A 21,363-nucleotide genomic window follows, 5' to 3' on the forward strand; every position below is an offset into this window, starting at 1 on the left:
CGCGCCATCCCCACGCCCTAGGCGCGAGCATCCGGCTGGTTCATGAACGACGTGACAGGCAGCGCCCGTTCGACGATCCGTACGTCGCCGAGGCGGCCGTGCAGAATCTGGTCGATCTTCCCGGCGTACTCGTAGCCGCCGAGCAGCCACGGCAGCCCGACGGAGGTGATCCCGACCGCGGCCGCCTTCGGGTTGCGGACGACCGGGCAGCCCTCGACGTACAGCGTCGTGTGCCTGCCGTCGTTGACGACCGCGAGGTGCCGCCAGGTCTCCAGAGGCGTCTCCTGGCCCCAGTTGGTGGCGATGCCCTCCTGGTTCAGCGGGCGCATCGCCCACTGCGGCTCTCGGTCGTTGGACAGCGAGAGAGTGGCCAGCGGCTCGTCGGGGTCGTCAGCGGTCTTCCCGGCCGCGCCGCCCGTGCCCGAACGGCTGACGATGCCCGACCAGGCGTTGTGGTCGGGGTCCCAGTCAGCGGGCAGCCAGTAGAAGGCCTCGATGGTGTAGCCGTCCTCGAACGTGGCCGAGTTGAGCGGAGCTCCGTCCACCGTGCGCAGATACGCGCCCTTCAGCGGTGACTTGAAGCCCTGGAACTCCAGGCTGCCGTGGCCCGGTTGGTCGGGGTGGTGGTCCGACGACCAGCCGAGCGAGCCGCCGCCCACGGAGACCACGGCGAGGTCGTTGCCGCGGCCGGACAGGTCGCGGACGGTGCCGGAGACGGGCGACCCGAAGCGCCAGTAGGCGACCGTGCCCGATATCAGCATCTGTGACACGGGCCGCGCGGGGCGGGCCGGCACGGGGTCGAAGCCGGAGAAGCGCTCCGCGAAGTCGATCTCCACCGAGAACCGGTCGGCGTCACCGCTCAGTTCGATCTCCTGGCGCTCCAGCTCGTTGAGGCCCTTCGCGGCCCGCCCGAGGATCCACGGGGAGACCGTCTCCACGTCGACGACGTTCCGGTCGAGGTCGAAGTGGTACAGGCGGATCATGGCCGCGCCGCCGAAATAGCGGTTCTGGTAGTTCGTCAGGTGCAGGTGCACCTCGTTGCCCGCCGCGTTCTTGCGGGTGGCGCGGCCCGCGGGCCAGTAGTGGCCGTTCAGTGTCAGGAAGATCTGGTCGTGGTCCTCGATCAGCTGGTCCCACAGCTGCCCGCCGTACGTCGACAACTGGTCGTCCTCGACGACCAGTTCGTGCGTGGTGAGGATGACCGGCGCCTTCGGGTGCCGGGCGAGCACGTCCTTCGCCCAGGTGTACCCCTTCGCCGACAGCCGCCAGTCCAGCGCCAGCACCAGCCACTCGCGCCCGGCCGCCTGGAACAGGTGGTAGGTGTTGTAGCCGTCCGGGGAGGCGCCCCCGAACGTCGACTTGCTCCTGAAACGCTGCGGCCCGAACGCGTCCAGGTACGGCGTCGGGCCGCGCTGGTCGTCCGTCGAGGACTTGATGTCGTGGTTGCCGGCCAGAACGCTGTAGCCGACGCCCCGCCGGTCGAGGATCTCGAACGCCTCGCTGATGGCGGCGAACTCCTCCTCGGCGCCGTTCTGGGTGAGGTCGCCGAGGTGGGACAGGAAGACGATGTTCAGACGCCGGGACGGTCAGCACGAGCTGGTGGATCGCGTCGGTGACCGTCATGCCGACCGAGTAGGACAGCCATCGACCGGCCCGGTCGGTGATGGGGGTCCCCCCTGCTCGTGGGGGTCCCCCCGCTCGAGCGAAGCCGAGAGTGTGGGAGCAGCCGAGAGCTTGGGGGAGTGCGAGCGAGACGGTGACGGGGGTGGGCCAGCCGCTCGCGGTGCGGGAGAGCGAGAGGTCGATGTGTTCCTGGTCGCCGATGACGTCCCGGCAGTACGCGCCGTAGAAGTCGTCGCCGAAGACCGTGGCCAGAGAGGTCCTCAGGCCGAAGCGGGCGGCGGCCACCGCGAGGTTCGCGATGCCTCCCGGCCCGCAGCCCATGCCCGCCGTCCAGATCTCCTCGCCCGGCGTCGGTGCTTTGCCCAGGCCCGTGAGGACGAGGTCGTAGAAGAGCAGCCCGGTCAACAGCACCTCGGGCCGGTCGTCGTCCACCGCGTCGGTCCTCTCGTCAGAACTGCTCAAACTCGGTGCACGGAATCGTGCGCTCCTCGACGAGATTGGTCAATACTCAAGCAGAAGTGAGCATAGAAATGCTTGAAGATGACGAGTAGTGTTCGTGACGTGCTGGCAGAACGACGACACCAACTCATCCTGCGGGTCCTGCGCTCCGGCGGGCCCGCGTCAGTGACCGATCTCTCCGAGCAGCTCGGAGTGAGCCCGGCCACCGTCCGGCGCGACCTCGTCAAGCTGGAGGAGGACGGTCTGCTCACGCGGGTGCACGGCGGCGCGGTCGTCGAGGAGGGCGACCAGCCCTTCGCCGAGGTCGCTGAGGTGCGCGTGTCCGAGAAGGACGCGATAGCCGCGCACGCCGCCGAGTTGATCACGGACGGACAGTCGGTGCTGCTCGACATCGGCACCACCGCCTACCGCCTGGCCCGCCAGCTGCACGGCCGCCGGCTCACCGTGATCACCAGCAACCTCGTCGTCTACGAGGAGCTCGCCGACGACGAGGGCATCGAGCTGGTGCTGCTCGGTGGCATGGTCCGACGCGAGTACCGCTCGCTGGTCGGCTTCCTGACCGAGGACAACCTGCGCCAGCTCCACGCGGACTGGCTCTTCCTCGGCACCAGCGGGGTCCGGCCCGGCGGGCAGGTGATGGACACGACGGTCGTCGAGGTACCGGTCAAGCGAGCCATGATCAAGGCGAGCGACAGGGTCGTCCTGCTCGCCGACTCGGCCAAGTTCCCGGGCACGGGTATGGCGAAGGTCTGCGGTCCCGAGGACCTGGATGTGCTGGTGTCGGACGCGCCGGTGAACGCGGCGACCCGCTCCTTGCTGGACGAGGCGGGCGTCGAGGTGATCGTGGCAGGAAAGGTGCAAGCGTGAAGCTGACGATTCTGGGCGGTGGCGGCTTCCGTGTCCCGCTCGTGTACGGGGCGCTCCTGACGGACCGCGCCGAGGGCCGCGTCACCCGCGTCGTGCTGCACGACCTGGACGCGGGCCGGCTCTCGGCCGTGACCCGGGTCCTGGCCGAGCAGGCCGCGGGGGTGCCCGACGCGCCCGAGGTGACCGCCACGACCGATCTCGACGAAGCCCTGCGCGGCGCCGACTTCGTCTTCTCCGCGATCCGCGTCGGCGGGCTCGAGGGCAGGGCGAACGACGAGCGCGTGGCCCTCGCGGAGGGCGTCCTCGGCCAGGAGACGGTCGGCGCCGGGGGCATCGCCTACGGGCTGCGCACGGTCCCGGTGGCCGTCGACATCGCCCGGCGGGTGGCCCGGCTCGCCCCCGACGCCTGGGTCATCAACTTCACCAACCCGGCGGGCCTCGTCACGGAGGCCATGTCCCGCCACCTCGGCGACCGCGTCATCGGCATCTGCGACTCACCGGTCGGCCTCGGCCGCCGTATCGCCCGTGTGCTCGGCGTGAACCCGAGGGAGGCCTGGATCGACTACGTCGGCCTCAACCACCTCGGCTGGGTCCGCGGCCTGCGCGTAGCCGGCCGCGACGAACTCCCGCGCCTGCTCGCCGACCCCGACCTGCTCGGTTCCTTCGAGGAGGGCAAGCTCTTCGGGACGGAGTGGCTGCAGTCGCTGGGTGCGATCCCCAACGAGTATCTGCACTACTACTACTTCAACCGCGAGGCCGTCCGCGCCTACCAGCACGCCGAGAAGACCCGCGGCGCCTTCCTGCGCGACCAGCAGGCCCACTTCTACGAACAGGTCGCGCGGCCGGACGCCTCCGCCCTACAGGCCTGGGAACGCACCCGTGCCGAGCGCGAGGCCACCTACATGGCCGAGAACCGCGAGACCGCGGGGGCCGGCGAGCGCGAGGCCGACGACCTGTCCGGCGGCTACGAGAAAGTCGCCCTCGCCCTGATGCGGGCCATCGCGCGGGACGAGCGCACGACCCTGATCCTCAACGTCCGCAACCGCGGCACCCTGTCCGTCCTCGACACCGAGGCCGTGATCGAGGTCCCGTGCCTGGTCGACGCGAACGGAGCACACCCGGTCGCCGTCGACCCGCTGCCGGGCCACGCCACCGGACTGGTCTGCGCGGTCAAGGCGGTGGAGCGCGAGGTGCTCGCCGCCGCCGAGTCCGGCGACCGGGCGACGGCGGTGAAGGCGTTCGCCCTGCATCCGCTGGTCGATTCCGTGAACGTGGCCCGCAGGCTGGTCGAGGGCTACACGGCGGTCCATCCTGGGCTCGCGTACCTTAAGTGAGCACCCTGGGAGCAAGCGCTTTCTCCCGTCTCGCCTCCCTCTCTCGCCTCCCTCCCCAGCCTCCCGCTCACCCTGGAGACACCGCATGCACGACGAACGCCGCCGGATCGAGGAGCGCGTCCAGCGCCTGCACGACCAGCGCATCAAGACCGCGATCTACGCCGCCACGGTTCCCCTCGAGGTGGAGGCCTGGCAGGCCCCGGGGGAGCCGGTCCCGTTCGCCGAGGCCGCCGGCGCGTCGTACGCGCCCTTCGCGATGGGCACCCCCTGGGGCCCGCCGTGGGGCACCACCTGGTTCCGCATGCGCGGGCAGGTGCCCTCGGAGTGGGCCGGCCGGCGCGTCGAGGCCGTCATCGACCTCGGCTTCGTGGGCGACTGGCCCGGCAACCAGGCGGAGGCCCTGGTGCACCTGACCGACGGCCGGCCGCTGAAGGCCGTCAACCCGCTCAACCAGTACGTGCCGATCGCCAATCCGGCCGTCGGCGGCGAGGAGATCGACTATCTCGTCGAGGCCGCCTCCAACCCGGACATCCTCGCGAACGACTTCGCGGCCCCCACCCCGCTCGGCGACGTGCTCACAGCCGGGGACAAGCCGCTCTACACCTTCCAGCGCGCCGACATCGCCATCCTCGACGAGGACGTCTGGCACCTCGACCTCGACATCCAGGTGCTGCGTGAGCTGATGCTGGAGCTCGGCGAGCACGACCCGCGCCGGCACGAGATCATGCACGCTCTCGACCGGGCGATGGACCTGCTCGACCTGGACGACATCTCCGGCTCGGCCGCCTCCGTGCGCGAGCTGCTGCAGCCCGCCCTCGCCAAGCCCGCGCACGCCAGCGCGCACATCGTCTCCGGCGTCGGCCACGCGCACATCGACTCCGCCTGGCTGTGGCCGATCCGCGAGACCAAGCGCAAGACCTCCCGCACCTTCTCCAACGTCACGTCCCTGGCCGACGAGTACGAGGAGTTCGTCTTCGCGTGCTCCCAGGCCCAGCAGTACGAGTGGGTGCGCGACAACTACCCGCACGTGTGGGCCCGCATCCAGGAGTCGGTGAAGAAGGGACAGTGGGCTCCGGTCGGCGGCATGTGGGTGGAGGCCGACGGCAACCTGCCCGGCGGCGAGGCCCTGGCCCGCCAGCTCATCCACGGCAAGCGGTTCTTCATCGAGCACTTCGGCATCGAGACGAAGGGCGTGTGGCTGCCGGACTCCTTCGGCTACACCGCGGCCTACCCGCAGCTCGCCAGGCTGGCCGGCAACGAGTGGTTCCTCACCCAGAAGATCTCCTGGAACCAGACCAACAGGTTCCCCCACCACACCTTCTGGTGGGAGGGCATCGACGGCACCCGCATCTTCACCCACTTCCCGCCGGTCGACACCTACAACGCCCGCTTCAGCGGCGAGGAGATGGCCCGGGCGGTGCGCAACTACCAGGAGAAGGGCGGCGCGACGCGCTCGCTGGCCCCCTTCGGCTGGGGCGACGGCGGCGGCGGCCCCACCCGCGAGATCATGGAACGGGCGCGGCGGCTGAAGGACCTGGAGGGCTCCGCCAGGGTCGAGGTCGAACACCCCGACGCGTTCTTCGCCAAGGCCCGCGAGGAGTACCCGGACGCCCCGGTGTGGGTGGGAGAGCTGTATCTGGAGCTGCACCGGGCCACCTACACCTCCCAGGCCCGCACCAAACAGGGCAACCGGCGCAGCGAACACCGGCTGCGCGAGGCCGAGCTGTGGGCGACGACGGCCGCGCTGCACGCGCCGGGCTACGCCTACCCGTACGCGAAGCTCGACCGGCTGTGGAAGACGGTCCTGCTGCACCAGTTCCACGACATCCTGCCGGGCTCGTCGATCGCCTGGGTGCACCGCGAGGCCGAGGCCGAGTACGCCCGCGTCGCCCAGGAGCTGGAGGAGCTGACGGCGGAGGCGGTGGCCGCGCTGGGCGCCGGCGGCACCCGTGTCTTCAACACCAGCCCCTTCGACCGCGCCGAGGTCATCCGCACGGCCGCGGGCGCACCGGCCTACGCCGAGGTGCCGGCGAACGGCAGCGCGCCCGTCGCCGTCGCCGACCCGCCGCAGCCGGTCACGGTGAGCGGCCGCGTGCTCGACAACGGCCTCGTGCGCGTGGAAGTGGCGGAGGACGGCACGGTGGCGTCCGTACGCGACCTGCGGGCCGGTGGCCGTGAGGTCCTCGCCGACAAGGGCAATCTGCTCCGCCTGCACACCGACCTCCCCAACTACTGGGACGCCTGGGACGTCGACAAGCACTACAGGAACCGCTACACGGATCTGCTGGACGCCGACTCCGTCACGGTCGTCGAGGAGGACCCGCTGCTCGGCGCGATCCGCGTGGAGCGGAGCTTCGGCAAGGGATCGAAGATCACGCAGACGATCACGCTCCGCGCCGGCAGTCCCCGCATCGACTTCGAGACGGACATCGACTGGCACGAGGCGGAGAAGTTCCTCAAGGCCGGCTTCCCGGTCGACATCCGCGCCCCGTACTCCTCCGCGGAGATCCAGTTCGGGCACATCCAGCGGCCCACCCACACCAACACCAGCTGGGAGGCGGCCCGTTTCGAGGTCTCCGGCCACCGCTGGGTGCACATCGCCGAGCCCGGCTACGGTGTCGCGGTCATCAACGACTCGACCTACGGCCATGACGTCTCCCGCACGGTCCGCGATGACGGCGGTACGACCACCACGGTCCGGCTCAGCCTGGTCCGCGCCCCGCGCGTCCCGGACCCGGGCGCAGACCAGGGCCGTCACCGTTTCACGTACTCCCTCCTCCCGGGCGCGACCATCGATGACGCGGTCGCCGAGGGCTACGCCCTCAATCTCCCCCTCCGGGTGGCCGAGGCGGCGGGCGCGCCGGAGCCGGTCGTCTCCGTGGACGGCGAGGGCGTCACCGTGGAGGCGGTGAAGCTCGCCGACGACGAGTCCGGTGACGTCGTCGTACGGCTCTACGAGTCGCGCGGCGGCCGTGCCGAGGGCGTGCTGCGCACGGGCTTCCCGCTCGCCGGCGCCCAGGTGACGGACCTGCTGGAGCGTCCGCTGGAGGACGCGGAGCTCGTCGACGGTGGTGTCCCGGTCGCCCTGCGGCCCTTCCAGATCGTGACGCTCCGTCTGCGGAGGGGCTGACGCGTGGCCATGCAACCCTGGTTCACCGACGCCAAGTTGGGGATCTTCGTGCACTGGGGCATCTACGCCGTCGACGGCGTCCAGGAGTCCTGGTCGTTCTACGACGACATCGTGCCGCACGACCGGTACATGTCCCAGCTCGAGCGTTTCACCGGTGCCAACTACGACCCGAAGGCGTGGGCGGACCTGTTCGCCCGCGCCGGCGCCAAGGCTGACGAGCCGTCACCATGACGGAGTGGCCCTGTGGGACACGCGGTACGGCGACCTCAACCTGGGCAAGGACTACATCGGCCCGTACGCCGAGGCCCTGCGCGAGAAGGGGCTCAAGGTCGGCCTCTACTACTCCCACTCCGACTGGAACCACCCCGACTACGCCTCCACGCGCAAGCCGGGCCGCCCGCCGGAACTCGAGGACAACCGCTACTCCGAGGTGGCGGCCGAGGACGAGGACCTCGAGGCCTGGGAACGGTTCATCGCCTACCGGGACGGCCAGATCAAGGAGTTGGCCTCCCGATACCGTCCGGACCTGATGTGGTTCGACGGCGAGTGGGACCGCAGCGAGGAGCAGTGGCGCATCCCCGAACTCGCCGCGCTCATCCGGTCGTACGTCCCGCACGTCGTCTTCAACGCCCGCATGCTCGGCGAGGGTGACTACGCGACGCCGGAGCAGGGCGCCCCGATCGTGCCGCCGGACGGACCCTGGGAGCTGTGCCTGACGATCAACGACTCGTGGGGGTACCAGCACCACGACCACAACCACAAGTCGTTGGCCCAGCTGATCCACTACTTCACCGAGACCATCGGCTCAGGCGGCAACCTGCTCCTGGACGTCGGCCCGATGGAGGACGGCACCATCCCGCAGCCCCAGGTGGAGCGTCTGGAAGGCCTGGGGGAGTGGATCCGCAGGCATGCGGAGGCGGTGTACGGAACGGTGCGCGGTCTCCCGGCCGGTCACCACTACGGCCCCAGCACCCTCTCCGCCGACCGCCGCACCCTCTACCTGACCCTGTTCGACATCCCGCGCGCCGAGACGGGCGTCCGGGGTCTGGCCACGCCGGTCCGCAAGGTCACGGTGCTCGGCACCGGCACCGAACTCGGCCACCGGGTCGTCGGCGGACTGCACGAGGCGGTCGGCGTGCTGTGGATCGACCCGCCGTCCGCGGCCGACCTGGACCCGTACGCCACCGTCCTCGCGGTCGAGTTGGACGGCGAGCTGGAGCTGTACCGGGGCTCGGGCCGCTTCTGACGGTCAGGGGGGTGCCCGACGTGCCGGGCACCCCCCTTTCCCGTTCCCGGCTTCCTCGCTCAGCCGGTGAAGCCCGCCGTGATCGAGGTGAACTGCCAGTTGTTCTGGCTGATGCCGGAGCAGTTGCTCACCACGCCCCCGCCCGGGCACGGCCGGTCGCGGTTGACCGACCAGAAGGCGAGGCGGGCGATGTGGTGCGAGTTGGCCCAGTCCTTGATCTGGGTCCAGATCGCCGGAGTCGTGTTCTCCTGCTGGTCGGACAGGCCGTTCATGCCGGATATGCCGATGTGGGAGTACGCGGTGGCGTCGTCCCAGCCGAAGGTCGACTTCAGCTTGGCCTTCAGGCCTTCTGCTGCGTTCACGGTGTTGCCGTACATGTCGGAGCCGCCGCCGAAGTCGAAGGGCATGATGGTGAAGACGTCTATGTTGGCCCCGAGCGACTGCGCCTGCTCTATGAGGCGGTTGCCGTAGTACGTCGGGCCGGTGGTGGACGTCCCGAAGGTGACGATGGTCCTCAGGCCGGGGTTGTTGGCCTTGACCGTCTTCAGGGCGGTGAGGATCTTCGCCTGGACGGCCTCGTTCTCGAACTCGTCGGTGTTCTCGATGTCCATGTCGATCGCCTTGAGCGAGTACGCGTCGATCACCTTCTGCAGAGCCCCGGCCAGCGCGCTCGCCGAGGAGCAGTTGGCGCCCAGCTTGCTGCCCTGCCAGCCGCCGAACGACGGGACGATGTCACCGCCGGCGGAGCGTATGGCGTTGATGGCGCTCTGGTCGACCCCGCCGGTCAGCGGCCTGCTGCCGTCCCAGGCGGGGTTGCAGCCTCCGGAGTCCAGCACGAACGCCATGGTGAACCACTTGATGCCCGTCGCGCTCATCACCGTCGTCGGGCTCGGCGGGTCGCCCCAGCCCTCGTACAGATAGGGCGCGGCCTGCTTGAAGCCGGTGCCGCCGCCGGTGCCCGCGTCCGTGGTGACGGTCACGGAGTTGGAGGCCGCGGAGGTGTTCCCGGCCGCGTCCCGCGCCTTCACGGTGAAGGTGTAGGAGGTGCTGGGCGACAGCCCGCCGACCGTGGCGGTCGTACCGGAGACGCTGAGCACCTGGCTGGAGCCGCTGTAGACGTCGTACGCCGTCACACCGACGTTGTCCGTCGAGGCGTTCCACTTCAGCGACACGCTCGACGACGACTTGCCCGTGGAGGTCAGCCCACTGGGGGCGGTCGGCGCCTGTGTGTCCGAGCCGCCGCCTCCGCCGGGGCCGTCGAGGGTGATGTCGTCGGCGTAGTAGGAACCCTGGGCGTACCAGCCGTGAGCGTAGATCGTGGCACTGGTCTGCGAGGCACCCGTGGTGAAGGACACCGACAGCTGGCTGTAGGCCGACGGGGACGTCGTCCACGTGGAGGGGCCGCCGTCGACGCCGAGGTAGACGTAGCTGCCCCGCACCCAGCCTTGGAGCGTGTACGTCGTGTTCGGGTTCACCGCCACGGTCTGGCTGCACTGGGCGTTGTCACTCGAACTCACTGCACCCTGAAGGGCCTTGGAACCCCCGTGCACGGGCGAGGAGACGACCGAGCCGAGGTTCCCGGTGCAGGACCAGGGGGAGAGGGAACCGGATTCGAAGCCGGGGTTGGTCAGAATGTTGGCCGCCTGGGCCGTGCCCGGCAGGGCGATGGCTCCACCGACCGCCAGAGCGGCGGACCCGAGCAGAGCGAGGAGTCGGCGTCTGGAACGCCTGAGTGGGTTGCGCACGCGATCTCCCTGAAGGACGTGGGGTGTTCGGGAGTGGCAGGGACATGCGAAACGATGCGCAACCCAAGTTGGTATGGACCAATCGGCGTGTCAAGGAGAATGACGGAATTGGTCCAGACCGCTGAGTGGAGAAAACCCGGCCCGCGCGCAGTGCGCTGAGCCGGCGCCGGGCGTTACGGGGCGAACGTCGCCCGTCGGGGCACTAGAGCGGCAGTGCCCCCGCCGCTGCTTCGACTGCCTCGACGGGCGCAGGAACCGCCGGCAGCAACGGCTCCGCCTGCTCGACCCGCTGCTGCGGCAGCGACGCCGGTCGCAGGGGACGCGGCCCCGACACCACCGTGTAGTCCTGCCCGAGGAACGGCGGCGAGATCTCCCCGGGATCCTCCCCGAGCGCCAACTGCACAGCCGCCCAGGGCGCGTTGACGCCGCACAGGGACAGCTGATGCAGGCCGCCGGCCGGGCGTGTGTTGACATCCATGAGCACCGGCCGCTCGCCGAACATCCGGAACTGGATGTTGGACAGGTAGTGCAGCCCGAACCCCTCCGCGATCCGCCGCGCCGGCTCCAGCCACTGCTCGTGCTGCGTGAAGCCGCGCCGACGCCCGTTCTTGGTGCGGCCGATGGCCAGCCGCACCCGGTTGTCCGGCCCGGTGAGGCAGTCCACCGACACCTCCGGCTGCTCCAGGCGCGGCATCACCAGCCAGTCGACCGGCTCGTCGGCCTGCTCCAGCGTCTCCACGACCAGGTCCAGCGGCACGTAGGGGCTGGGGAAGCCGCTGAGGTGCACGAGTGAGAAGGGGGCGCGCGTGACGACCCGGAAGCCCACCCCGCCCGCACCGGACGCCGGCTTGAAGCACGCCTTGTGCCCGTCGGCCTCCAACTGCTCCACCGCGGCGACGAGTTCGTCCGCCGACCGCACCCGGAACCACGGTGGCACGGGCACACCGATCGCCTGCACGGCCTCGTAGGCGATCACCTTGTCCTCGAAGACGGCCACGGCTTCCGGCGGCGGGGCCAGCAGCGCCGTACCCACCGCCTCGAACTCGGCGCGGTGCGCCACGATCGCCGACTGGTGCAGGCGGGGCACGAAGACATCGATGCCACGCCGTGCGCACTGGTCGAGGGCGTACTCCACGTACGCGGCCGGGGACAGGCCCTCCGGCTCCAGATCGGCGGTGTCAGCGGCGGCCAGCACCGGCGAGTCCGGGTCACCGTGCGTGGCGTGGATCTCGACGGCCCGGTCGCTGGGATTTCTCCGCAGCTGATCCATGAAGAACACGTTCTCCGCGTACGTGCGGTTGAGCCAGACGCGTACGCGAGAGACCATGCAGGCCGCCTTTCACGGTTGTGCGGGCAGGGCGAAGCAGGCCGTGCCCGGCCAGGGGAGAGGGAGGTGCACCGAACCCGCGTACGCTTCTGCGGCGTCCGCGACGGATGTGCTGGGGCGATCATAGGCCCTTCCGGGCGCCACCACTGCTACGCGCGTGTTACGGATTTTCCCCGGCTCTTGATCAGGCGTCGAGGCGTGTGTTCCGGGACGGCTGAGCACCTGGTGCACGCTGTTTCGGCCACGGCCGGGCACCTGCCGCGGGTCGCTCTTGTCCGTCCGCGGCCCGATGTGGTCTTGTGGAGCCAATTCGGATCTCGAAAGGGGCGAGAGTGGAGTCGACGGACGGCCGTGGACGCCTGCTCGCCATCAGCGACCTGCACGTCGGGTACGCCGAGAACCGCGCCCTCGTCGAGCGCATGCGGCCCACGTCGGACGAGGACTGGCTGCTGGTCGCCGGTGACGTGGCCGAGACCGTCGCCGACATCCGCTGGGCACTGGAACTGCTCGCCGGCCGCTTCAGCAGGGTGATCTGGGCACCGGGCAACCACGAGCTGTGGACCCATCAGGGGGACACCGTCACGCTGCGCGGCGTCGAGCGGTACGAGCACCTGGTGGCCGTGTGCCGGGAGCTGGGCGTGACGACACCCGAGGACCCCTACCCGGTCTGGGAGGGGCCGGGCGGTCCGGCGGTCGTCGCCCCGCTGTTCCTCCTGTACGACTACTCGTTCCTGCCCGAGGGATGCACGACCAAGGAGGAGGGACTCGCCTACGCGCACGGCACCGGCATCGTGTGCATCGACGAGCGCCTGCTGCATCCCGACCCCTATCCCAGCCGCGAGGCATGGTGCCGGGCCCGGGTGGCCGAAACCGAACGCAGGCTGACGGGGATCCCCGGCGATCTCCCCGTGGTGCTGGTGAACCACTACCCGCTTCACCGGCACCCGACGGACATCCTGCGCTATCCCGAGTTCGCCATGTGGTGCGGTACCCGCCTGACCACCGACTGGCACCGCCGCTTCCCGGTGGCGTGCATGGTCTACGGCCATCTGCACATCCCACGGACCACCCACCACGAGGGCGTCCGCTTCGAAGAGGTGTCCCTGGGTTACCCCCGTGAATGGGGCCCGCGCCCGCAGCCGCCCGGGGAACTGCGGCGCATTCTGCCGATGGAGGACCAAGCAGGTGATCGAGGAACTGCTTCCGGGGCCGGTCGCGGTCGTGGAGGCGCACGGGCGTGACGCGCTCGGCGAGGGCGTCCGCCTCTACCCCGAGGAAGAAGCGGTCATAGCACGGGCGGTGGACAAGCGGCGCCGGGAGTTCACCGCCGTACGGGCCTGCGCGCGGCACGCCATGGAGAAGCTCGGAGTCCCGCCGCAGCCGGTGCTGCCCGGCGAGCGCGGAGCACCGCGCTGGCCCGACGGGCTGATCGGCAGCATGACGCACTGCGACGGCTACTGTGCCGCCGCACTGGTCCGGGCCGGCGAACTCGCCTCGCTCGGCATCGACGCCGAACCCCACGACCGGCTGCCGGACGGCGTACTGGACGCGGTGGCACTGCCCACCGAGCGGACCCGGCTGCGGGGCCTTGCCCACAGCCGTCCTTCCGTCCACTGGGACCGGCTGCTGTTCAGCGCCAAGGAGTCGGTCTACAAGGCGTGGTTCCCCCTGACCGGCAAGTGGCTCGACTTTCTCGAGGCCGACGTGGAGATCGACCCGGGCGCCACCCCCCGGGCGACGGACTCGCCGGACTCCCGACCCGCTTCGCAGCCGTCCGGCTCCCGGGCCTCCCAGGAGGCCTCCGGCGGCTTCCGGGCACGGCTCCTGGTGCCGGGCCCGCTGGTCGACGGCCGCCGCGTCGAGGCCTTCGACGGTCGCTGGACCGTACGCGGGGGACTGCTGGCGACGGCCGTCGTCGTGCACCACTTCTGAGTCGTCGTCCGAGACGTCCATCCGGTCATCGGGGGCACCAGTCGCCGAGCAGGCGGAAGAACTCCTCCTCGGTGCCCGTGAGCCCCGCCTCCGCCAGGGCCCGGTCCGCCTCGGCCAGCGCGGCGGTCGGAACCACGGGTGGTCGCGGCGCGTCCGGCGGGCCGTCGAAGGCGGCTCGTACGGTGTGCAGGAGACGCAGATAGGCCTGGACGGCGGCGCGCTGGCGGTCGGTGAGGACGGCGGTCGGCATCGGTCGGCTCTCCCCGGTGTCGGCCGTGCGACGGGGCGTCGCGCGGCGGTTCGTGCACGGCACGCGCCGGCGGTACGCGGACGGCCGCCGCGCGCACCTCGGGCGCACCTCCCAAGCTTGCCGTCCGCCACTGACAATCCCGTTCGTCTCCCTGCGGGTTCGCCCGCTTAGCCGAGGCGAAACCTGGCCGAAATCCAGCGGGGAACACGCCCCCTACGCTGGGGAGCAAGGGCTTTCACACGCCTTCGCGGCGGCCGGCGGAAGGGAGGCGGGCGGTGGAGGACGTCCCGGGCGGGCGCTCGAGGCACGCCCCCGGGCTGCGCCCCGTGGGCGAGGAGGAACTGCGCCCGCGCCACCGGATCGTGCACGGTTACCGGCGCGCCTACCGTCTGGCCGGTCAAGGCCCGGCGCTCGTCCTCATCCACGGCATCGGCGACTCCTCGGCGACCTGGGCCGACCTGATCCCCGACCTGGCCCGCACGCATACCGTGCTCGCGCCGGACCTGCTCGGCCACGGAGCCTCCGACAGACCGCGCGCCGACTACTCCGTGGCCGCGTACGCGAACGGGGTACGCGATCTGCTCACCACTCTTGGCATCGAGTCGGCGACCCTGGTGGGGCACTCGCTGGGCGGCGGCGTCGCCATGCAGTTCGCCTACCAGTTCCCCGAGCGCACCGAGCGGTTGATTCTGGTCGGCGCCGGGGGAGTGGGCCGGGAGGTCACCCCGGTGCTGCGGGCCGCCTCCCTGCCCGGAGCGCATCTGCTGCTCTCCGCGCTCCGCCTGCCCGGTATGCGGCTCAACGTCGGCCTGTTCGCCCACCTGATGCGCCTGCTGGACACCGATCTCGGCCAGGACGCGGCCGAGTTGCTGACCCTGGTGGACGCGCTGCCGGACGCGACGTCCCGCAGCGTCTTCATCCGCACGCTGCGGGCCGTGGTGGACTGGCGCGGCCAGGCGGTCACCATGCTCGACCGCTGTTACCTGACCGAGGGCATGCCCACCCTGCTGATCTGGGGCGACCGGGACGGTGTGGTGCCCGTGCGGCACGCCCACCGGGCGCACGAGGCGATGCCCGGCAGCCGTCTGGAGATCTTCGAGGGCGCGGGCCACTTCCCGTTCCACACGGACCCCGCGCGCTTCCTGGCCCTGGTCGAGGAGTTCACCAGTGCCACACCCCCGGCGGAGTGGAGCCGCGACCACTGGCGGGCGCTGCTGCGGGCCGGCCGCCCCGGCGGGCCCGGGAACCGGGTGCCGGGCACAGACGTACGGGAGGCGGGCGAGCGCAGCGCGACGTGACGATCATCTGGTTGAAGCGCGGCCGCCGGCCGCCACCAGTACGGCCGTCACAAGGTAGGGCAGCGCGGCCCATACGAAGGCGGTGCTGTGCGTGGTGGCCGAGCTGACCGCCGCGTACGCGCCGTACACCGCCATCGTGGCCACGTCGGTGCCAAGGCCTGCCACCGAGGTCAGGGTGGCCCGGTGCCCGTCGTCGATACGCGCCTGGAGCCGGGCGTCGGCCAGCACCGTGGCCAGTTGGAAGCCACCGAAGGCGAGGGCCACGAGGACGAGGCCGGCCGGTGTTCGCAACGCTGCGCCGACGGCCAGGGCGAGCGCGGTGCCCGCGAGGAGCCCGGAGAGTCCTGCCCGGCCCAGGCGTGCGCACGCCCCGGCCGACAGGCCACCGGTCGTGCCCCCGGCCCAGAGGAGGAGGAGCAGGTAGGGGACGGCTGCGTCGGGCACGCCGGTGCTCCGTACCAGGAGCGGGGTGTACTCGTCGAGCGCGCCCCACACGGCGCCCACGGCCGGGACGAGCAGCAGGGCTCCGCGTACGGACCGGTCGGCTCGGGCCTCGGCGAGCCCCGCCCGGAGTGTCTTGGCCCAGTCGCCGCTCCGTGCGGCCGGCGCCCGGTGTTCCGGCAGCCGGGCCGCCGTCGCCGCGGCGAGCAGGCAGGACAGCACGCTCGCCGCGCCGACGGCCGGATAGCCGCCCAGGGCGAACACCGGGCCGGCGAGCGCCATCGACGCCATCACGGCCACCAGCCCGGCCGCGCGGACCCGGCCCATGACGCGGGCGTACCGCTCGGCGGCGCCGAGCCGGCCCAACTCGTCGTACACGAGCGCCTCCTGCGCCCCGGAACGCATAGATCCGCCGGCGCCCCAGAGGACGAAGCCGAGGGCGAAGGCCCCGTACGACGGGACGAGCACCCACAGGGCGAAGGCGACGGCGGCGAGGAGCGGGCCGAGCCACAGCAGCAGCCGACGGGAGAGGGCGTCGGCCCAGGCGCCGGAAGGAATTTCCAGGAGTACGCCGGTGGCCGACCAGAGGGCGAAGAGAGAGGAGATCTGCCACAGCGACAGACCGGTGTCGCTGAAGAGCAGCGCGTACACCGGGTAGAGCAGGACGAAGTCGTCGAGGAACGCGTAGCAGTACAGCTTCGTGGTCAGCCGCCGGACCTCGGTGGCGGGCACACGTGCAGGTGAGAGTGTCATGAGGCCTTCCCGCAGGGACAGTTCGGACGCCGGGAGCAGGGCGTCCGAGGCGGCCCTCGGGAGGCATGGCTGCGGGATCAATGTCGCCAGGTCATGGCACCGCATCCTAGGCGGCGGGGCCCGTGCGGTGCAGGGAATTGCGCGCGACCGTCCGCCTGGCGTCCGGTCGCTACCGCCACCCGCTCTGCCCGTTCCCCAGGACCCGCGGAGCCGTCCCGCCGTTCCCCCACCCTCGGCGACATCCCGGCAGGTCACAGGGGGTGGGGTCCCGTATGGACGTCATGTGCCCAAACATCGCTGGGGCGGGACCGGGCGGCCGGGCACGGTGGTGTCGTGCCGACGGACCACGAGGGACCCACCGGGGGACCGTCCGCCGGCCGACGGAAAGGATCCACAGTGGTGTCACGCAAGCGCATCGCCCTCGTAGCCGCCGGACTGGCCCTGGTGGGTGGCCTCGCCGCCGCCCCGGCAGCGACCGGCGCACCGTCCGCCCGCTCTGCCCAGTCCGCCGCGAACGTGGAGGCCGCGGCCAACAAGTGCTCCGGCTGGAAGGAGATCCACATCACCGGCGGCGCCGCGAAGTACATGGAGTGCACGAAGAAGGTCAACGGCAAGTCGTACGCCTCCGGCGCCTTTTACCTGTGGGACACCAAGCGCGACGGCAAGGCCGTCCAGGCGTACGCGGAGACGGACTACGACCACTGGTACGGCGACGACGTGACCTGGTCGCACTTCTACGGCTGGGGCGACGACACCCACCACAGCCCGAAGATCAGCACGGGCTGGCACCCGGGCAATGACTTCGGCCTGGTGATCGAACTCAAGTGAGCGCCCCGGCCGTGGGGCCACTTCGATCGGGCTGAGAGTGCACGCCGTCCTGCTGGGCGGCGTGCAGGGCCATGGCGGAGGCGCGGCGGGCGCCCCGGCAATCGGCTGCGACGGGGGCGACGGTGAGAGAGGGGCACTAGGCCGCGCTCTCGCGGGTCCCGCTGTCCTGCGGGCCTTCCGCCGACCCCGTGACCGCCTTCCACTCGTCCGCGGTCAGCGGCGGCGCCGTCAGGAGCGGGCGGCGGGGGCCGCGCAGGACGGCGATCACGACCGCCGGCCGGACCAGTTCGCTCATCGGCTTCGACAGGGTGACCACGTCGAAGAACGCCTTGGCGACCAGCGGACGGCCGGTCGCGGTGCGCATCAGCCGGTTGACGTACGCGCCGAGGACGCGGTTGGCGAGGCTCGGTGCCTTGCCGATCGCGCCCGGGTAGTGGATGTCCGTGCTGGTGGCGAACTCCCAGGCCGTCGCCACCGGACGGGCCACCGCCCGCTGCACCCGCCGCGCGAGCCCCGGCGCGGCCGGCCCGTGCCGGGCCACCAGCTCGCCCAGCGCCACGGCACCCTGCGCGGCGACCGAGAGCCCGTGCCCGTAGACCGGGTTGTACGTGGCCACCGAGTCGCCGATCGCCACGAACCCCTCGGGCCAGCCCTCGACCTTCTCGTAGAACCGCCGGCGGTTGACCGTGCTGCGGGTGACGACCGGGTCCGACATCGGCTCCGCGTGCGCGATCAGCTCCCCCACCACCGGGTGCCGTACGCTGTCGCGGGCGAACGTCTCGAACTCCTCGGCGGTGGAAGGCGGTTCGCCGCCGCGCGTGCCCGACAGCGTCACCAGCCACCGTCCGCCCTCGATCGGCTCGATGGTCGTGGTCCGCCCCGGCACCGGCACCGTCGCGTCCGACTGCACGTTGACCAGCGGGAACTCCTCCGTGCCCGGGGGCGCCCGGAAGATCCGGCTGGAGTAGACGAGCCCCGAGTCCACCTCCTCCAGCGGCGCCGCGGGCACGCCCAGTTCCTTCAGCCAGGCCGCCGCGCGCGAACCGCGTCCCGCGGCGTCCACGACGAGGTCGGCCGCCAGCACCCGCTCCTCGCCGTCGGCCGTCCGTACCCGTACGCCCGTCACCCGCGACGCGTCGCCTTCCAGGGACAGCAGTTCGGTCCGCTGGACCACCGTCACCCGCTCGCTCCCGGTGACGCGCTCACGCACCACCCAGTCGAGCAGATCACGGCTGCACGCGATCATGAACTGCATCTCGGGCCAGCGGCGGAACCAGCCCCGCGGCTGCAGCGACACGAGTCCCGTGGGCAGCGGGACGCGCCGGGCGCCCGCCGCGAGCCACGCCTCGGTCACCCCCGGCAGCAGCTGTTCCATGGCGCGGGCGCCCCCGGACCAGATCACGTGCACATGCCGGGCCTGCGGCAGCCCCTTGCGCGGTGCGGGGCCCTCGGGCAGCACATCCCGCTCGACGACGGTGACGTCGGCGTGGGCGCGCAGGGCCGCGGCGGCCAGCATGCCGGCCATGCCACCGCCGATCACGACGGCACGACGCGGTCTCGCGTCCGGGGAGGTGCTAGCGGGTTCGCTCATGGAAGTCGCTTCCTGGCCTGGTCCCGGCCGGCCCCCGGGCGGCCGCGACGACGGGTGACTGACGCAGGGCGACCGACATCCGCACGAGGTCGCGGGGGACCTCCACGGGCGCGGCGGGGGCGCTGTCCGATCCCGCCGAGCTGATCACCCTGCCCTCCGGATCGGCGGCCCTCGCACGCACGGCCGCCGCCACCATCGCCGCGTCGGCCTCGGCCTGCGCGTGGACGGGGTCGGAGCCGGCCGCCAGGGCGGCGTCGTAGGCGCGGGAGCGCACCTCGGGGTCGAAGTAGGGGTACAGACCGAGCATGCCGTCGTGGATGTCGGACTCCCGCTGGGTGACCTGGAGTTCGACCGGCGACCACCAGGAGATGCGCACCCCGTGGTCCGCGTGCGCGGACACCGGTCGCAGCTCGCGCCACAGCGGCCCGAGCCGGCGGTAGGTCGCCCAGGTGCTCCAGCTGTCCCCCACGCGCTGGCAGGCCAGCGGAAGACAGAAGCCGACCGCGCTGATCTGCGCCCCCGCGGACGCCAGCACCGGCGCCGCGTCACTGCTGAGATAGTCCAGGTCGTGGCCGTACCAGCGGGCGACGACGGCGGTGAACTTGGTCGTCAGATAGGCCAGGTTGAACAGATAGCCGGTCACGATGATCAGCAGTCCGACGCGCAGCCAGCCGCGCACCTGCAGGGCCCAGCGCCCGCACATGAAGTTCATCGCGACGCCCGCCACGGTGAGCGCCAGCAGGTACAGCACGATCATCTCGCGGATGTACGGGGTGCGCGCGTAGTACGTGTCGAAGTCGACCAGCCGCTCCACCGGGGCGTCGCCGAGCGTGAACAGCGTCACCAGGGCGACGACGACGCCCCCGTACCCGATGATGATCCTCCGGGTGGTGCGCCGGGTCTCCTCCGGCGGGCCGCCGCGCCAGTTGACGACGAGGACCAGGCAGGACGCGCTGAACGCGCTCAGCAGGCAGTACACCAGGGGTGCCGAGACATTGGTGATGCCGGTGAGGTCGTTGACCTTCGCGATGGTCGGGGGCGCGGCGAAGAAGAACACCAGGCCGGCCAGCGCCATCAGCGCGCACACCGACCTGAGCAGCGGATCGCGCCACGAACGGGACAGTGCGGGCGCCTTGAAGGTGAGCGCGAGGCCCATGGCCGCGGCCGGAACGTAATAGCTGGAACCGTCCATGGAATCGGCGTCCGCGCCCCTCAGCCGCGCGGTCCGCGGTAACCGAGCGACGCCTCGATCCGCCCCGCCAGGTCGTCCCGTTTGACGGGCCCGCGCAGGGACGAACCGACCAGCCAGGTACGGCACTTGCTCGCCAGCAGCAGCCCGAAGCTCTCGGCGTCCTTCTCGTCGGCCAGGTCGAAGTGCGTACGCGCGGCGACCTTGTGCACGGTGGCCCGCAGATCCGCCGTGTCGCTCAGCAGCCTCGCGGCGACCGCGGCGCCCTCCACATGGTGGCCGTGGTGCCCGGCGTTCATGTGCCACAGCTCGTGTCCGAGGATCACCAACTGGTGGTCGGGGGCCGTGCGCTCCTCGATGACGACGAGGTCCTGGTCGGCCATGTCGAGCCAGAGGCCGCTGGCCGTGCCCGGCGGGAAGGGAGCCGTGCGGAACTGGACGGGACGGCCGCGGCGTCTGCTCATGGCGTCGCACAGCGCGGCGTACAGATCGGCGGGTGCCGCCGGCGCCGGGAGCGACAGCTCCGCGACCAACTCGCCGCACAGGCGGCGCATTTCCCTTCCGATGCCCACGGTTCTCCCCCGGATCACGACTCGGGCCGCTTGACGCTCTCCAGGAGCATGTCCAGCCACTCGGCGACCTTGTCCCGGTGCTGGTCGGTGGGCAGCTGGGCCGCCCGCCAGGCTATGCCGCGGACGCCGTGGTCCTGCAACAGCCGCTCCAGCGGGTCGTCGGCGGCCTCGGCCGCACGCTCGCGGTCGGCGAGCTGCTGGAGGAGCTCCTGCTCGGAGCGCTGGAGGGCGTTCGCGAGCGCCTCCGGGTCCTCGGCTGTGAGGAACCCGGCATGCACGCCGAAGAAGCGCTGGATGGCGTCGCAGTGCTCCATGGTGGGGCGCCGGTCGCCATTGATGAGGGCACCCGCCTGCTGCCGCGACATGCCCGCGCCGTCGGCGATCTCCTGCTGGGTGTACTTGCGCCCGTTGGGTTTGAGCCGGGTGCGGCGCAGCAGGTCCAGCCGCTGCAGAAAACGCGCCTGCAGGTCCGGCTCCCCGGCGGGCACTCCGCTCAGCAGGGCCTTCACCACCGGCTCCGGGACGCCGGACTCGACGGACAGCCGAGCGACGTCGAAGATCCGCTCGTGCGGCACGCCCAGCCGGTCGGCGAGGGCGGTGACACGGGCCACGACGGCCGGCAGCAGACCCGGCGCCGCGGCTCCCGGCACCTCGAAGCCATCCGTCACCGACAGGTCTCCTACGTCTCGCTCAGATCGTTGTTCTCGCTTGCCCGGAACCAACCGGAGAGTAGCCGTTCCCTCGAACTGACATCCAGGTCTCGCCACAACTGTGGCGA

General features: G+C 71.3%; 15 protein-coding genes and 3 pseudogenes. 8 read left to right on the top strand and 10 right to left on the bottom strand.

Annotated features, from left to right (window positions below; translation table 11 throughout):
• Positions 1 to 17 precede the first annotated feature (17 nt).
• Together ACFYZE_RS07600 and ACFYZE_RS07605 are read right to left on the bottom strand one after the other, a co-directional pair.
• Positions 18 to 1,571 (bottom strand): annotated as a pseudogene (locus ACFYZE_RS07600) (LamG-like jellyroll fold domain-containing protein); the annotation flags it as partial.
• A 172-nt stretch (positions 1,572 to 1,743) separates the two neighbouring features.
• Positions 1,744 to 2,055, bottom strand: a pseudogene (locus tag ACFYZE_RS07605) (carbohydrate kinase family protein); the annotation flags it as partial.
• Positions 2,056 to 2,184: 129 nt separating this feature from the next.
• Here ACFYZE_RS07605 and ACFYZE_RS07610 point away from each other — a divergent pair.
• The 4 genes and pseudogenes from ACFYZE_RS07610 (at position 2,185) to ACFYZE_RS07625 (ending at position 8,659) form a co-directional block, all read left to right on the top strand.
• Positions 2,185 to 2,949: a DeoR/GlpR family DNA-binding transcription regulator gene (locus tag ACFYZE_RS07610; RefSeq protein WP_388989892.1), complete on the top strand. Its 765-nt coding sequence runs from the start codon at positions 2,185 to 2,187 to the stop codon at positions 2,947 to 2,949.
• Positions 2,946 to 4,283 (top strand): 6-phospho-beta-glucosidase, encoded by a 1,338-nt coding sequence (locus ACFYZE_RS07615; protein ID WP_388989894.1) that lies wholly within the window; start codon positions 2,946 to 2,948, stop codon positions 4,281 to 4,283. Before ACFYZE_RS07610 ends, ACFYZE_RS07615 begins: the two co-directional genes overlap by 4 nt.
• Positions 4,284 to 4,368: 85 nt before the next feature.
• A complete protein-coding gene (locus ACFYZE_RS07620; RefSeq protein ID WP_388989896.1) occupies positions 4,369 to 7,413 on the top strand; it encodes an alpha-mannosidase in 3,045 nt (1,014 codons plus the stop codon).
• A 3-nt stretch (positions 7,414 to 7,416) separates the two neighbouring features.
• Positions 7,417 to 8,659 (top strand): annotated as a pseudogene (locus ACFYZE_RS07625) (alpha-L-fucosidase).
• A 59-nt stretch (positions 8,660 to 8,718) separates the two neighbouring features.
• Here ACFYZE_RS07625 and ACFYZE_RS07630 read toward each other — a convergent pair.
• Together ACFYZE_RS07630 and ACFYZE_RS07635 are read right to left on the bottom strand one after the other, a co-directional pair.
• Positions 8,719 to 10,404 carry a carbohydrate binding domain-containing protein gene (locus ACFYZE_RS07630; RefSeq protein ID WP_388989898.1) on the bottom strand — a complete coding sequence of 562 codons (1,686 nt, stop codon included), beginning with the start codon at positions 10,402 to 10,404 and terminating at the stop codon, positions 8,719 to 8,721.
• A gap of 202 nt (positions 10,405 to 10,606) precedes the next feature.
• A complete protein-coding gene (locus tag ACFYZE_RS07635; protein ID WP_388989900.1) occupies positions 10,607 to 11,731 on the bottom strand; it encodes an ATP-grasp domain-containing protein in 1,125 nt (374 codons plus the stop codon).
• A 332-nt stretch (positions 11,732 to 12,063) separates the two neighbouring features.
• Here ACFYZE_RS07635 and ACFYZE_RS07640 point away from each other — a divergent pair, with 332 nt between their 5' ends.
• Both ACFYZE_RS07640 and ACFYZE_RS07645 read left to right on the top strand, forming a co-directional pair.
• The gene (locus ACFYZE_RS07640; protein WP_388989902.1) at positions 12,064 to 12,972 is read left to right on the top strand and encodes a metallophosphoesterase family protein; all 909 of its coding nucleotides are present in this window, start codon (positions 12,064 to 12,066) and stop codon (positions 12,970 to 12,972) included.
• Complete coding sequence (locus ACFYZE_RS07645; RefSeq protein WP_388989904.1) at positions 12,917 to 13,663, top strand: 4'-phosphopantetheinyl transferase; 747 nt, start codon at positions 12,917 to 12,919, stop codon at positions 13,661 to 13,663. The genes ACFYZE_RS07640 and ACFYZE_RS07645 overlap by 56 nt, the downstream gene beginning before the upstream one ends.
• Before the next feature lie 25 nt (positions 13,664 to 13,688).
• On the opposite strand, the gene ACFYZE_RS07650 is transcribed toward ACFYZE_RS07645, so the two are convergent.
• Positions 13,689 to 13,913, bottom strand: a complete 225-nt coding sequence (locus ACFYZE_RS07650; RefSeq protein WP_388989906.1) for a hypothetical protein — start codon at positions 13,911 to 13,913, stop codon at positions 13,689 to 13,691.
• 275 nt (positions 13,914 to 14,188) lie between these two features.
• Between ACFYZE_RS07650 and ACFYZE_RS07655 the strand changes: the two genes are divergently transcribed.
• Entirely contained in the window at positions 14,189 to 15,211 is a 1,023-nt protein-coding gene (locus tag ACFYZE_RS07655) for an alpha/beta fold hydrolase (protein ID WP_388989908.1), read from the top strand.
• Between the two features lie 3 nt (positions 15,212 to 15,214).
• Here the strand turns inward: ACFYZE_RS07655 and ACFYZE_RS07660 are convergent, their stop codons facing one another.
• Positions 15,215 to 16,405, bottom strand: a complete 1,191-nt coding sequence (locus ACFYZE_RS07660) for an MFS transporter (RefSeq protein ID WP_388989910.1) — start codon at positions 16,403 to 16,405, stop codon at positions 15,215 to 15,217.
• Positions 16,406 to 16,804: 399 nt separating this feature from the next.
• Between ACFYZE_RS07660 and ACFYZE_RS07665 the strand changes: the two genes are divergently transcribed.
• Positions 16,805 to 17,233, top strand: a complete 429-nt coding sequence (locus ACFYZE_RS07665; protein ID WP_388989912.1) for a hypothetical protein — start codon at positions 16,805 to 16,807, stop codon at positions 17,231 to 17,233.
• A 136-nt stretch (positions 17,234 to 17,369) separates the two neighbouring features.
• Here the strand turns inward: ACFYZE_RS07665 and ACFYZE_RS07670 are convergent, their stop codons facing one another.
• From ACFYZE_RS07670 to ACFYZE_RS07685, 4 genes are read right to left on the bottom strand one after another with little or no spacing between them, the layout of a single operon-like run.
• On the bottom strand, positions 17,370 to 18,824 hold the full coding sequence (locus ACFYZE_RS07670; protein WP_388989913.1) for an FAD-dependent oxidoreductase: 1,455 nt from the start codon (positions 18,822 to 18,824) through the stop codon (positions 17,370 to 17,372).
• Positions 18,808 to 20,016, bottom strand: a complete 1,209-nt coding sequence (locus tag ACFYZE_RS07675) for an MAB_1171c family putative transporter (protein ID WP_388989915.1) — start codon at positions 20,014 to 20,016, stop codon at positions 18,808 to 18,810. Before ACFYZE_RS07675 ends, ACFYZE_RS07670 begins: the two co-directional genes overlap by 17 nt.
• A gap of 20 nt (positions 20,017 to 20,036) precedes the next feature.
• Positions 20,037 to 20,567 (bottom strand): toxin-antitoxin system, toxin component, encoded by a 531-nt coding sequence (locus tag ACFYZE_RS07680; protein WP_388990565.1) that lies wholly within the window; start codon positions 20,565 to 20,567, stop codon positions 20,037 to 20,039.
• A gap of 32 nt (positions 20,568 to 20,599) precedes the next feature.
• Positions 20,600 to 21,253 carry a helix-turn-helix domain-containing protein gene (locus ACFYZE_RS07685; RefSeq protein WP_388989917.1) on the bottom strand — a complete coding sequence of 218 codons (654 nt, stop codon included), beginning with the start codon at positions 21,251 to 21,253 and terminating at the stop codon, positions 20,600 to 20,602.
• Between the last annotated feature and the right edge of the window lie 110 nt (positions 21,254 to 21,363).

The sequence above is a fragment of the Streptomyces sp. NPDC001796 genome (assembly GCF_042892355.1).
GTDB lineage: Bacteria > Actinomycetota > Actinomycetes > Streptomycetales > Streptomycetaceae > Streptomyces.

Bases quoted from the DNA above. Each gene is read 5' to 3' on its own strand.
- ACFYZE_RS07670 (WP_388989913.1), bottom strand. From the start codon at position 18,824: ATGAGCGAACCCGCTAGCACCTCCCCGGACGCGAGACCGCGTCGTGCC.
- ACFYZE_RS07650 (WP_388989906.1), bottom strand. From the start codon at position 13,913: ATGCCGACCGCCGTCCTCACCGACCGCCAGCGCGCCGCCGTCCAGGCC.
- ACFYZE_RS07620 (WP_388989896.1), top strand. From the start codon at position 4,369: ATGCACGACGAACGCCGCCGGATCGAGGAGCGCGTCCAGCGCCTGCAC.
- ACFYZE_RS07675 (WP_388989915.1), bottom strand. From the start codon at position 20,016: ATGGACGGTTCCAGCTATTACGTTCCGGCCGCGGCCATGGGCCTCGCG.
- ACFYZE_RS07635 (WP_388989900.1), bottom strand. From the start codon at position 11,731: ATGGTCTCTCGCGTACGCGTCTGGCTCAACCGCACGTACGCGGAGAAC.
- ACFYZE_RS07660 (WP_388989910.1), bottom strand. From the start codon at position 16,405: ATGACACTCTCACCTGCACGTGTGCCCGCCACCGAGGTCCGGCGGCTG.
- ACFYZE_RS07680 (WP_388990565.1), bottom strand. From the start codon at position 20,567: ATGCGCCGCCTGTGCGGCGAGTTGGTCGCGGAGCTGTCGCTCCCGGCG.